Origin of the sequence: Streptomyces sp. NPDC002698, assembly GCF_042888945.1 — a bacterium.
GTDB lineage: Bacteria > Actinomycetota > Actinomycetes > Streptomycetales > Streptomycetaceae > Streptomyces.
This window is the reverse complement of record NZ_JBIAQM010000003.1, coordinates 379,434-392,328: the sequence shown is the minus strand read 5'-3', so window position 1 is coordinate 392,328 and position 12,895 is coordinate 379,434. Positions and strand designations below refer to the sequence as shown.

The window sequence follows — 12,895 nt, the reverse complement described above, 5'->3', positions numbered from 1 at the left end:
GGGGTCGCTGAATCGTGGAGAACCTGATTGCGCTGCTCATCGCGGCGCCTCTGCTCGGAGCGGCCGTACTGCTGTGCGGCGGACGGCGGCTGGACGCCGTCGGCCAGTGGATCGGCACCGTGCTCGCGGCCGCCTCCTTCGTGGTCGCCGTCGTGCTCTTCGCCGACATGCTGGGGAAGAGTCCGGAGGACCGGACGTTCACCCAGCATCTGTTCAGCTGGATCGCCGTCGGGAACTTCCGGGCGGACGTCGGCTTCCAGCTCGACCAGTTGTCGATGACGTTCGTCCTGCTGATCACCGGCGTCGGCTCGCTGATCCACCTGTACTCGATCGGGTACATGGAGCACGACGAGCGCCGCCGCCGCTTCTTCGGCTATCTGAACCTGTTCCTGGCGGCGATGCTGCTGCTCGTCCTCGCCGACAACTACCTGTTGCTGTACGTCGGCTGGGAAGGCGTCGGTCTCGCCTCGTACCTGCTGATCGGTTTCTGGCAGCACAAGCCCAGCGCGGCCACCGCCGCCAAGAAGGCCTTCCTGGTCAACCGTGTCGGCGACATGGGCCTGTCCATCGCCATCATGCTGATGTTCACGACCTTCGGGACCTTCGCCTTCGGGCCGCTGCTGGGCACCGAGGGACACCCCGGGATCGCCGGGGACGCCACCGAGGGCAAGCTCACGGCCATCGGGCTGATGCTGCTGCTCGCGGCCTGCGGCAAGTCGGCCCAGGTGCCGCTGCAGTCCTGGCTCGGGGACGCGATGGAGGGCCCGACCCCGGTCTCGGCACTCATCCACGCCGCCACCATGGTGACCGCGGGCGTGTATCTGATCGTGCGCTCGGCCGCCATCTTCAACGCGGCACCCGACGCCCAGCTCGTCGTCACCGTCGTGGGCGGGGTCACGCTCCTGTTCGGTGCGATCGTCGGTTGCGCGAAGGACGACATCAAGAAGGCGCTCGCCGGCTCGACCATGTCGCAGATCGGCTACATGGTGCTGGCGGCGGGCCTCGGCCCCATCGGCTACGTCTTCGCGATCATGCACCTGGTGACGCACGGCTTCTTCAAGGCCGGTCTCTTCCTCGGCGCCGGTTCGGTCATGCACGGCATGAACGACGAGGTCGACATGAGGAAGTTCGGCGGCCTCAGGAAGTACATGCCGATCACGTTCGTGACCTTCGGCCTCGGCTATCTCGCGATCATCGGCTTCCCGGGCCTGTCCGGCTTCTTCTCCAAGGACAAGATCATCGAGGCGGCCTTCGCCAAGGGCGGCACCGAGGGCTGGATCCTCGGCAGCGTGACCCTGCTGGGCGCGGCGATCACCGCGTACTACATGACGCGCGTGATGATCATGACCTTCTTCGGCGAGAAGCGCTGGCAGCCCGACGCGGAGGGCCACGAGCCGCACCCGCACGAGTCGCCCAGGTCCATGACGATCCCGATGATCGTGCTGGCCTTCGGCTCGGTGTTCGCGGGTGGCTTCTTCAGCATCGGCGACCGCTTCCTGCACTGGCTGGAGCCGGTCACCGGGCACTCGGAGGGCGACTCGCCCGTGAGCGCCCTCACGGTCACCGCGGCCACCATGGTGCTGCTCGTCGTCGGCGCCGGCATCGCCTACCTCCAGTACGGACGCAGCTCCGTCCCGGTGGTCGCCCCGCGCGGCTCGCTGCTCACCCGCGCCGCCCGGCGCGACCTGTACCAGGACGACTTCAACCACGTCGTGCTGGTACGCGGCGGTGAGCACCTCACCCGCTCCCTGGTGTACGTCGACCACACCCTGGTCGACGGAGTCGTCAACGGGACGGCGGCCTCCGTGGGCGGCCTCTCCGGGCGGCTGCGCAAGCTGCAGAACGGCTATGCGCGCAGTTACGCGGTCTCGATGTTCGGCGGTGCGGCGATCCTCGTCGCCGCGACCCTGCTGATGAGGGCGGTCTGATACCGATGTCCTTTCCCCTGCTGACAGCGACGGCGGTGCTCCCGGCCCTCGGGGCGATCGCCACGGCCGCCGTGCCGGCCGCGCAGCGCGTCGCGGCCAAGTGGCTGGCGCTGCTGGTCTCCCTCGGCACGCTGGCGCTCGCCGCGGTCACCCTGGTGCGTTTCGACCCCGGCGGCGACCGCTACCAGCTCACCGAATCCCACGCCTGGATCCCGGACTTCGGGGTGCGCTACCAACTGGGCGTGGACGGCATCGGAGTGGCGCTCGTCGCGCTCACCGCGCTGTTGATGCCGTTCGTGATCCTGGCGGGCTGGCACGACGCCGACCCGATGGAGACCGGAAGCAGGCGCTGGCGTCCCACCCAGGGCTTCTTCGCCCTGATCCTGGCCGTCGAGGCGATGGTGATCATCTCCTTCGAGGCCACCGACGTCTTCCTCTTCTACATCTTCTTCGAAGCCATGCTGATCCCGATGTACTTCCTCATCGGCGGCTTCGGGGACCGTGCCCACGAGCACGGCGACAAGGCGGCGGCGACACAACGCTCGTACGCCGCGGTGAAGTTCCTCCTCTACAACCTGGTCGGCGGCCTGATCATGCTGGCCGCCGTGATCGGCCTCTACGTGGTCGCCGGAAGCTTCTCGCTCCAGGAGATCGTCCAGGCGCGGGCCGACGGCTCGCTGCACATGGCGACCAGCACCGAGCGGTGGCTCTTCCTCGGCTTCTTCTTCGCGTTCGCGGTGAAGGCGCCCCTGTGGCCGCTGCACACCTGGCTGCCCAACGCCATGGGCGAGGCCACCGCGCCGGTCGCCGTGCTGATCACGGCGGTCGTCGACAAGGTCGGCACCTTCGCGATGCTCCGCTTCTGCCTCCAGCTCTTCCCGGAGGCGAGCAAGTGGGCGACACCCGCGATCCTCGTACTGGCGCTGGTCAGCATCGTCTACGGGGCGCTGGTCGCGGTCGGACAGCGGGACATCAAGCGGCTGGTCGCCTACGCGTCGATCTCGCACTTCGGATTCATCATCCTGGGCATCTTCGCGATGACCACGCAGGGGCAGTCCGGCGCGACGCTCTACATGGTCAACCACGGGATCTCGACCGCCGCCCTGATGCTGGTGGCCGGCTTCCTGATCTCGCGGCGCGGCTCGCGTCTCATCGCCGACTACGGAGGGGTGCAGAAGGTCGCCCCGGTGCTCGCGGGCACCTTCCTGATCGGCGGCCTCGCGACGCTGTCGCTCCCGGGTCTCGCGCCCTTCGTGAGCGAATTCCTGGTCCTGGTGGGCACGTTCACCCGTTACCCGGTGGTCGGCATCATCGCCACCTTCGGCATCGTCCTCGCCGCGCTCTACACCCTCGTCCTCTACCAGCGGACGATGACGGGCCCGGTCAAGGCGTCGGTGGCCGAGATGCCGGACCTCAGGGTGCGCGAGCTCCTGGTCGTCGCCCCGCTGATCGCTCTGCTGATCTTCCTGGGCGTCTACCCGAAGCCGCTCACCGACATCGTCAACCCGGCGGTACAGCAGACCATGTCAGATGTACACAAGACGGACCCCCAGCCCGAGGTGGAGGCGGCCAAGTGAGCGCATCAGCCGTCCACAGCCTGTGGACAACAGCCGCGACCGCGGCCGAGCCGATCTCCAAGATCGATGCACCTAAGATCGAATATGGGCAATTGTCGCCCGTCCTGATCGTCCTCGGTGCGGCGGTCGTCGGGGTTCTGATCGAGGCCTTCGTGCCGCGCAAGTCGCGTTACTACGCGCAGGTGTTCGTCGCCGTCGTCGCGCTGGCCGCGGCCTTCTCCGCGGTCGTCGCGCTCGCGGCGGGCGGATACGGAACCACGAAGGCGCACATCGCGGCGATGGGCGCGGTCGCGGTCGACGGACCGGCCCTGTTCCTCCAGGGCACGATCCTGCTCGCCGGGATCCTCGGCGTCTTCACCTTCGCCGAGCGGCGCCTCGACCCCGAGGCGCACGGGAACCGGGTCGACGCGTTCGCCGCGCAGGCCGCGTCGGTGCCCGGCAGCGACAGCGAGAAAGCCGCTGTGAAGGCCGGGTTCACCACCACCGAGGTGTTCCCGCTGCTGCTCTTCGCGATCGGCGGCATGCTCGTCTTCCCCGCGGCCAACGACCTGCTGACGCTGTTCGTCGCGCTGGAGGTCTTCTCCCTGCCCCTGTACCTCCTGTGCGCCGTGGCCCGCCGCAAGCGGCTCATGTCGCAGGAGGCGGCGGTCAAGTACTTCCTGCTCGGCGCCTTCGCCTCCGCGTTCACGCTCTTCGGCATCGCCCTGCTGTACGGCTACGCCGGCTCGGTGTCGTACGCGACGATCGCGCACGTCGTCGACGGCGCGGTCACGAACGTGGACCCGGCCCTCGCCGGCACCATGGGCAACGACGTGCTGCTGCTCATGGGGATGGCCCTGGTCGTCATGGGCCTGCTCTTCAAGGTCGGCGCGGTGCCCTTCCACATGTGGACGCCCGACGTCTACCAGGGCGCGCCGACCCCGGTCACCGGCTTCATGGCGGCGGCGACGAAGGTGGCGGCGTTCGGCGCGCTGCTGCGCCTGCTGTACGTCGTCCTGCCGGGTATGCGCTGGGACTGGCGGCCGGTCATGTGGGCCGTGGCGATCGTCACCATGCTGGGCGGCGCGATCGTCGCGATCACCCAGACCGACATCAAGCGGCTCCTGGCGTACTCGTCGATCGCGCACGCCGGATTCATCCTCGCGGGTGTCATCGCGACCTCGCCGGACGGTGTCTCGTCGGTCCTCTTCTACCTGGGCGCGTACTCCTTCGTCACGATCGGCGCCTTCGCCGTCGTCACGCTCGTACGGGACGCGGGCGGCGAGGCGACGCACCTGTCCAAGTGGGCCGGTCTCGGACGCAGGTCCCCACTGGTGGCCGCGGTGTTCGCGGTCTTCCTGCTGGCCTTCGCGGGTATCCCGCTCACCTCGGGATTCGCCGGGAAGTTCGCCGTGTTCAAGGCGGCTGCCGAGGGCGGCGCGGGCGCGCTGGTCGTGGTCGGTGTGATCTCGTCGGCGATCGCGGCGTTCTTCTACATCCGCGTGATCGTGCTGATGTTCTTCAGCGAGCCGAAGCCGGAGGGGCCGACGGTCGCCGTGCCGTCGCCGCTGACGACGACGGCGATCGCGGTGGGTGTGGCCGTCACGCTGGTGCTCGGTGTGGCGCCGCAGTACTTCCTGAACCTGGCGAGCCAGGCCGGGGTCTTCGTGCGCTGAGCGGTTCCTCGCGAGGCTCGGGCCCCGCTCCCTTTCGGGGGGAGCGGGGCCCGAGCCGTTCTCAGTGGGCGGTGTGGGCCGTGCCCGCGGAGCCGGTGTGGGCCGTGCCGGACGAACCGGTGTGGGCGGTGCCCGACTTGCCGGTGTGGGGCATGTCGGACTTGCCGGTGTGCGACGGGGCGGCCGGGCACTTCACCCTGGGGTTCCAGCGGTCGAACAGCCCGTTGGGGTTCTGCTTCCACAGCCAGACGTGCAGGTCGTAGTGGACCGGCATACCGGGGTAGTGACCCGGCATCGGACCCTCGAACTTCTGGCCGCCGAACATCGACGGCCGGTCCTTGCTGGTCTTCAGGTTCTGGTCCGAGTCCAGGACGATCCACTCGACCCCGGCGAGCCTGCGCTTTCCGTCCTTGCCGTCCTCGAACAGGAGAGCCGAGGGCTTCGCCGGATCGAGTGAGCCGTAGCGGGACTCGTTGAAGTAGTGGTAGCCCATGCTGCCGTGCCCCGCGGGGTCCGAGGAGCACCGGCGGGGCACGTATCCGTCGGCGAGGGCGACCTTCTCGTCGAGGTACTTCACGCTGGCCAGGTACGCCTTGACCAGATCCCGCAACACTTTCGGGTCGACCGGGCGGTCCGCGGCCGGGGCGGGGCCGGCGGACAGGGCGAGCGACGCGGCGGCGGCTGTCACGAGGGTGATGGCGGTCCGGAGGGGACGCTTGGACATGCGAGGACTCCTAGGGAAACGAGAGAGGCGTACGGACTGCACGGGGCCGTCGGCTGCGGGCCCCCTCCTCCCGCCCGAGCAGCATGGCCCTCGGTCCCGAAGCGCCGCCATGCAAGCGGGGCCAACGGGTTGAACCCCGTCGGGGCGCGCCGTGCGGCGGAGTGAGACGGGACAAGCGCCGATACGTAGGGAAGCCGGTCCCTCGCAGCCTGTGGACAACTCTCGGACTGTCGGCGCGGACCCCTATCGTGGACGCAGTGGTCGAGGCGCGACGTACGGGGGACGAAACGATGGGCGGGACGGGTGTGATGACCGAAGCGGACGCGACGGAGACGCTGGGCGGGAGCGAGGCACTGGCCGCTCTCCACCGGGTCTTCGGGTACGACGCCTTCCGCGGCGAGCAGGAAGCGATCATCGAGCACGTGGTGGCGGGCGGTGACGCCGTCGTCCTGATGCCGACCGGTGGCGGAAAGTCCCTCTGCTATCAGATCCCCTCCCTGGTCAGACCGGGTACGGGCGTCGTGGTCTCCCCGCTCATCGCGCTCATGCAGGACCAGGTGGACGCGCTGCGGGCACTGGGCGTGCGCGCCGGGTTCATGAACTCCACGCAGGACTTCGACGAGCGGCGCGTGGTCGAGGCGGAGTTCCTGGCCGGCGAGCTCGACCTCATCTACCTGGCCCCCGAGCGGCTGCGTCTCGACAGCACGCTGGACCTGCTGTCCCGCGGGAAGATCTCGGTCTTCGCGATCGACGAGGCACACTGTGTGGCCCAGTGGGGCCACGACTTCCGTCCCGACTATCTGGCGCTCTCGCTGCTCGGCGAACGCTGGCCGGACGTCCCGCGCATCGCGCTGACGGCCACCGCCACACGGGCGACGCACAAGGAGATCACCCAGCGCCTGGGCATGCCCGCGGCCCGTCATTTCGAGGCGAGCTTCGACCGCCCCAACATCCAGTACCGGATCGTTCCCAAGGCCGACCCGAAGAAGCAGCTGCTGTCCTTCCTGCGCGAGGAGCACGCGGGCGACGCGGGCATCGTGTACTGCCTCTCGCGCAACTCCGTGGAGAAGACCGCCGAGTTCCTCGCCCGCAACGGCATCGAGGCGGTGCCGTATCACGCGGGCCTGGACTCGGGAACCCGTGCCGCGCACCAGTCCCGCTTCCTCCGGGAGGAGGGCCTCGTGGTGGTCGCCACGATCGCCTTCGGCATGGGCATCGACAAGCCGGACGTCCGCTTCGTCGCCCACCTGGACCTGCCGAAGTCGGTCGAGGGCTACTACCAGGAGACGGGCCGCGCCGGCCGTGACGGACTGTCCTCCACAGCGTGGATGGCGTACGGCCTCCAGGACGTGGTCCAGCTGAACAAGATGATCCAGGGCTCGGAGGGTGACGCGGCCTTCAGACGCCGGGCCACCGCCCATCTGGACTCGATGCTCGCCCTGTGCGAGACGGTCCGGTGCCGGCGCTCCCAGCTCCTGGCCTACTTCGGCCAGGACCCCGACACACCGGACTGCGGCAACTGCGACACCTGTCTGACGCCTCCGGAGACCTGGGACGGCACGGTCGCGGCACAGAAGCTGCTGTCCACGGTGGTGCGCCTCCAGCGCGAGCGGGGCCAGAAGTTCGGCGCGGGCCAGATCGTCGACATCCTGCTGGGGCGCAAGACCGCCAAGGTGATCCAGTTCGACCATGACCAGCTGTCCGTCTTCGGTATCGGCGCGGAGCTGGCGGAGTCCGAATGGCGCGGTGTCGTACGGCAGTTGCTGGCCCAGGGGCTGATCGCGGTCGAGGGTGAGTACGGCACGCTGGTGCTGACCGACGCGAGCGGGACCGTGCTGCGGCGCGAGCGCGACGTGCTGCTGCGCAAGGAGGCGCCGAAGCCGGTCACGTCCCGGTCGTCGGCACCCAAGGGTGAGCGCAAGGCCAAGGCGGCGGTGGCCGAACTGCCCGCGGAGCTCGTTCCCGCGTTCGAGGCACTGCGCGCCTGGCGGGCGGAGCAGGCGCGGGAACAGGGAGTCCCGGCGTACGTCATCTTCCACGACGCCACGTTGCGGGAGATCGCCACGGTGTGGCCCACCTCCGTGAAGGAGCTGGGCGGTATCAGCGGAGTGGGCGAGAAGAAGCTGGCGACCTACGGGGAGGGTGTCATCGGGGTGCTCGCCTCGCTCGCCGACGGCACGCCCGCTGCCCCGGGGGACGGCGGCAGACCCGAGGCGGCGCCGGGTGCGGCGGCCGCGGCACCGGACCCGGACTGGCCCGAGCTGGACCAGGAGCCGGAGCCCGAGGACTGGATGTAGTCGGCCCGACGCAGAGGACCGGGGACAGGGGGGACGCTCTGCCGACCCCGCCACCCCGCCACCCCGTCGGCCCCGCCGGGGTCGCCGGACTCCGCGGGGCACGGTGGCCAGGATCCTGGCCACCGTGACACGGACTCGTTCCCGCCGGGAACCTCCGCGGGAGCCGCGCCCGAGGCGTCTCCGACCTCTGCCGGACCGCTGCCGGACCTCTGCGGGAGCTCTGTCGAGGTATCCCGAAGGCATCCCCGAAAGCTTCTGCCGGGGCCTCCTGATGGGGCCCGCCCCGGAGAGTTGCCCCGGAGAGTCCTACAGGGAGACGGCCGGTGTGATGCGGCCCCTGACCTCGCCGAGGCCCACCCGGGTCCCGCCCGGACCGGGGGCCCAGGCCGTCATGGTGACCTCGTCGCCGTCCTCGAGGAACGTGCGCTTGCCGTCGGGGAGTTCGAGGGCGTCGCGTCCGTTCCAGGTGAGTTCGAGCAGCGAGCCGCGCTCGCCCTCCGACGGGCCGCTGACGGTCCCGGACCCGTAGAGATCACCGGTGCGCAGGGAGGCGCCGTTGACCGTCATGTGGGCCAGTTGCTGGGCGGCCGTCCAGTACATGGTGGAGAAGGGGGGTTCCGAGACGACGTGGCCGTTGACGGCCACGGAGATCCGGAGGTCGTAGCCGCCCGGTTCCTCGGAGGCGTCGTCGAGATAGGGGAGGAGGGGGTGCGTGCGGACGGGCGGGGCCACCAGGGCGTCGTCGAGGGCGTCCAGCGGGGTGATCCACGCCGACACGGACGTGGCGAAGGACTTGCCGAGGAAGGGGCCGAGCGGGACGTACTCCCAGGCCTGGACGTCACGCGCCGACCAGTCGTTGAGCAGGCAGAGGCCGAAGACGTGGTCGCGGTAGTCGCCGAGGGACACCGGACGGCCCTGTTCCGAGGGGGTGCCGACCACGAAGCCGACCTCCGCCTCGATGTCCAGGCGGACCGAGGGGCCGAAGACCGGGGCGGCGTCCGCGGGGGCCTTGCGCTGGCCCGAGGGGCGGACGACATCCGTGCCGGACACCACGACCGTGCCGGAGCGGCCGTGATAGCCGATCGGCAGGTGCTTCCAGTTCGGGGTGAGGGAGTCGGCGGCATCGGGACGGAAGATCTGGCCGACGTTCCGGGCGTGGTTCTCGGAGGCGTAGAAGTCGACGTAGTCCGCGACGGTGAAGGGGAGGTGCAGCGTCACGTCGGTGAGCGGGTGGAAATGGGGAGCGAGGGTCTCCCGGTGGGCCGGGACGGTCACCCAGGCCGTCAGCGCGCGCCGGACATCGGACCAGGCGGTGCGGCCCGCGGCGAGCAGCGGGTCGAGGGTCGGCTGCGCGAGCAGCCCGGCGTAAGGGGAGCCGAGGGAACGGGCCGCCGCGCCCGCGTCGAGCACGTGGTCGCCGAGCCGTACGCCGACGCGTCGCTCGGGGTCGCCGGCCGGGTCGGTCAGGGAGAACACGCCGTACGGCAGGTTGTGCGGGCCGAAGGGGTCACCCTCGGGGACATCGAAGGGGGGCATCGGTTGGTGCCTCGCTTTCGGATTCGTACTCGCCATGTGATCCATGCGTTCCACGCGTTTCATGTGGTCGGGGCACACGTTACGGGGGAGTGTCCCCGCTGCGGCAGGGCCTAAAGGGTTTGCAATGTCCGTATTGGTCCCGCGCGGAGCCGGAGGTCGCTGGGCGGCGGGTGCGCCGAAGCCGGGTGACGGGTGCCGCTTCCCGGTTCCGTGGCCGCGCTTCACGGACCTGCTCCTGGCTGCCCGGGGCTGCCCGCGACTGTCTCGTACGGTTCCGTGGCGCACTTTCCGAGGCGGGAGGGGTTCGTCTCTGCCCGGCCCAACGAGCCTGTCCGCGAACGGACTTGCCGATGTCCGGCCCCGGCGGCCGGCGTGGTGCGGTACGGCGGCCGAGATGGCTTTCGGCGAGTTGGCCTTTGTCCAGGGGGTGTTGGGGAAATGTGGTCGGTCGTGTGCGGGAAAGTCGGTGTGGACGGAAGTGGAGCGTGGGTGATCCGAAGCGGTCGCAACGCGCTTACCACCGTGCGGTGAACGGCGATGCTGACGGGATACCGGACGTCGTCCGGTTCAGGCCGGGCCGATGAGTCGTTCGATCCGTATTCTTCGGATCATGGCCGCTCCGACTGCATATTCACTCATCGCCACTGACCTGGACGGAACGCTGCTGCGCGGCGACGACACACTCTCCGACCGGTCACGGGCCGCGTTGGCGAAGGTGACCCAGGCAGGTGCCCGGCATCTCGTGGTCACGGGCCGACCGGCACCGCGCGTGCGACCGCTTCTCGACGAACTCGGCGGCGAGGGACTGGCGGTGTGCGGGCAGGGGGCGCAGCTGTACGACGCCGGCGCGGACCGCATGCTGTGGTCGGTGACCCTGGACAGGGAACTGGCGGAGACGGCGCTCGGCAAGATCGAGGCGGAGGTCGGGCTGCTGTACGCGGCGGTCGACCAGGACGGCGTGGACGGGCTGACGCTCATCGAGCCGGGCTATGTCATGCCGCATCCGACTCTGCCGGCGGTGCGGGTGCCGCGCCGGGACGACCTCTGGGCGGAGCCGATCAGCAAGGTGTTGCTCCGTCACCCCTCCTTGTCCGACGACGAGTTGGCGTCGGCGGCACGGGGAGTGGTCGGTTCGCTGGCGACGGTCACCATGTCCGGTCCCGGCACCGTCGAACTCCAGCCATGCGGGGTGACCAAGGCGACGGGCCTGGCTCTCGCCGCGGCGCACCTCGGGCTCACCCCGGAAGCGACGCTCGCCTTCGGTGACATGCCCAATGACATCCCGATGTTCGACTGGGCGGCCCGAGGTGTGGCGATGGCCAACGCCCATCCGGAACTGAAGGCGGTGGCCGACGAGATCACCCTGTCGAACGAGGACGACGGGATCGCGGTCGTGCTGGAGCGCCTCTTCGGCTTCTAGCGCCGCGACAGGCGACGTTCGCCCCGTCGCGACGCCCGGCGCACCAGCAAAACGCACACCGGCCGACGCGACCGCGACGCACCCGCCGACGGGCCGGGAAGGCGCCGTCGGCGGGTGCGGAGGAAGACGGGGTGCGGGGTGCGATCAGTAGGCGCCGTTGACGTTGTCCATCGAGCCGTACTTGTCGGCCGCGTAGTTGCAGGCCGCGGTGATGTTGGCGACCGGGTCGTAGATGTTCCACGACGTGCCGGCCACGTGGTACGCCCGGAACGTGGGGTCGATCACCTGGAGGAGGCCCTTGGAGGGGATGCCCGCGGCGGCGTTGGAGTCCCAGTTGTTGATGGCGTTGGGGTTGCCGGAGGACTCGCGCATCACGTTGCGGTGGATGCCGTCGTAGCTGCCCGGGATGCCCGCCTTGGCCATGACGTCCAGGGATTCCTTGATCCAGCCGTCGAGGTTGTCGGCGTACGTCTTGGCGGAGGCCTGGGTGACGGTGGCCGCCTTGGGCTTGGCGACGGCGGTGGTCGCGTTCGCCGTGGTGCGGACGGTCGTCGACTTCAGCGTCTTCGTGCCCACGGTCAGCTTCAGGCCCGGACGGAGGTGGGCGGGGTTGTCACCGATGACCGCGCGGTTCGCCGCGTACAGCTTCTTCCAGCCGCCACTCTTGGGGTACTTCTTCGCCACCGTGGAGAGCGTGTCGCCGGCGACCACCTTGTAGGTGACGAGCTCCACGTTGGGAACCACCGCGGTGTGGGCGGCCTGCGGGGCCTGCGCCGGGGTGGCGGCGCTGGCGCCGGTGGCGCTCACGAGCGGGAGGGCGAGGGCGATGCCGCCCGTTCCGGCGGCGATCATGCCCCGGGTGATGACGTTGGTCTTCATGCGGCGGTGCTTGCCTCGTACGGGCATGACGAATGTCCTCTCCGACGCCTGCGAGGTGAGCTGTCGGGTTCGGGCGGGAGATGCCCGGCCGCGCTGTTGGCACGGCTTCACCCCAAGCCGGTCCGGTGTGCCCGGATCGGCGGCTTACCTGTGGTTCCCCCGCTCCTGCCGTGCGTGGGTCGATGGGTTGCCGGGCGGCGGCAGGATTCGGCGATCCGCCCGGGTTCGACCAGAACGTATGCGAGAGCACATGTCCGAAACAAGACGAGATTTGACCGCGAAGATCGCTTTCTCCTGGTTGATGCACAGGCGAAAAGTCCGATTGCGCCGGAATTGGATCCTCAACTTGCCTTTGGCAAACGGGTTGGGCCGGGAAGGGCGCGCGGCGGGGGTCCGGTTCGCCGGTGACTCAACTCACGAGACCAAAGAGCATCAAGGCGGCATGAGGGGTAATTCGGGCATTGCGCTTGCGATGGAAGCCGTCGCCGAGCTCTTCACGGGGTGCTGAGCGGCCCCTGGTGTGGCGGGAATTGTGGCGCGGGACACATCGGGAACGCGTCCGCCCGGCGGTGGGAGCGCCGCCTGCATGCGAGCCGAAGCCGCCCGGACGCGAGCCGAGGCCGCCCGGACGTAAACCGAAGCTGCCCGGACGTGGTCCGAAGCCGCCCGGACGTGGTCCGGACTCGGGCCGGTGGGCGGTCAAGTGCGCCTCGTGCCACCGGTGTTCGGTACGGGAGCGTCCTGCCGCCGTCCGGCGCGCGGTGATACGCCGGGGCCCGCGCCGTGAGCGCGTCGCGCCGGCCCGGGCCTGGGGTGCGTGTGGATGCGTAGCGGTCCGGGGAGTGAACTCCCGTGCTGGTGCGCCCGGTCAGCCAGCTG

8 protein-coding genes and 1 riboswitch are annotated in these 12,895 nt (G+C 69.7%); of the genes, 5 read left to right on the top strand and 3 right to left on the bottom strand.

Translation table 11 applies throughout. The annotated features are described in order from the left end of the window. The first annotated feature begins 14 nt into the window (after positions 1–14). The 3 genes from nuoL to nuoN are packed head-to-tail and all read left to right on the top strand — an operon-like array spanning position 15 to position 5,160. The gene (gene nuoL / locus ACFYW9_RS06535) at positions 15–1,928 is read left to right on the top strand and encodes an NADH-quinone oxidoreductase subunit L (RefSeq protein WP_351863113.1); all 1,914 of its coding nucleotides are present in this window, start codon (positions 15–17) and stop codon (positions 1,926–1,928) included. 5 nt (positions 1,929–1,933) lie between these two features. Continuing rightward, positions 1,934–3,505, top strand: a complete 1,572-nt coding sequence (locus ACFYW9_RS06530) for an NADH-quinone oxidoreductase subunit M (protein ID WP_389145533.1) — start codon at positions 1,934–1,936, stop codon at positions 3,503–3,505. Then, complete coding sequence (gene nuoN / locus ACFYW9_RS06525; RefSeq protein ID WP_389145530.1) at positions 3,502–5,160, top strand: NADH-quinone oxidoreductase subunit NuoN; 1,659 nt, start codon at positions 3,502–3,504, stop codon at positions 5,158–5,160. Before ACFYW9_RS06530 ends, nuoN begins: the two co-directional genes overlap by 4 nt. 61 nt (positions 5,161–5,221) lie before the next feature. Here the strand turns inward: nuoN and ACFYW9_RS06520 are convergent, their stop codons facing one another. Continuing rightward, complete coding sequence (locus ACFYW9_RS06520; RefSeq protein ID WP_389145527.1) at positions 5,222–5,884, bottom strand: hypothetical protein; 663 nt, start codon at positions 5,882–5,884, stop codon at positions 5,222–5,224. Between the two features lie 290 nt (positions 5,885–6,174). Here ACFYW9_RS06520 and recQ point away from each other — a divergent pair, with 290 nt between their 5' ends. Beyond that, positions 6,175–8,181, top strand: a complete 2,007-nt coding sequence (recQ, locus tag ACFYW9_RS06515; RefSeq protein WP_389145791.1) for a DNA helicase RecQ — start codon at positions 6,175–6,177, stop codon at positions 8,179–8,181. A gap of 306 nt (positions 8,182–8,487) precedes the next feature. Here the strand turns inward: recQ and fahA are convergent, their stop codons facing one another. Continuing rightward, complete coding sequence (fahA, locus tag ACFYW9_RS06510; RefSeq protein ID WP_351863120.1) at positions 8,488–9,717, bottom strand: fumarylacetoacetase; 1,230 nt, start codon at positions 9,715–9,717, stop codon at positions 8,488–8,490. A gap of 610 nt (positions 9,718–10,327) precedes the next feature. Here fahA and ACFYW9_RS06505 point away from each other — a divergent pair. Continuing rightward, positions 10,328–11,137 carry an HAD family hydrolase gene (locus tag ACFYW9_RS06505; RefSeq protein ID WP_389145524.1) on the top strand — a complete coding sequence of 270 codons (810 nt, stop codon included), beginning with the start codon at positions 10,328–10,330 and terminating at the stop codon, positions 11,135–11,137. Positions 11,138–11,281: 144 nt separating this feature from the next. Here the strand turns inward: ACFYW9_RS06505 and ACFYW9_RS06500 are convergent, their stop codons facing one another. Continuing rightward, entirely contained in the window at positions 11,282–12,043 is a 762-nt protein-coding gene (locus ACFYW9_RS06500; RefSeq protein ID WP_389145521.1) for a transglycosylase SLT domain-containing protein, read from the bottom strand. A 3-nt stretch (positions 12,044–12,046) separates the two neighbouring features. Continuing rightward, positions 12,047–12,207, bottom strand: a riboswitch (cyclic di-AMP (ydaO/yuaA leader). Positions 12,208–12,895 lie beyond the last annotated feature (688 nt).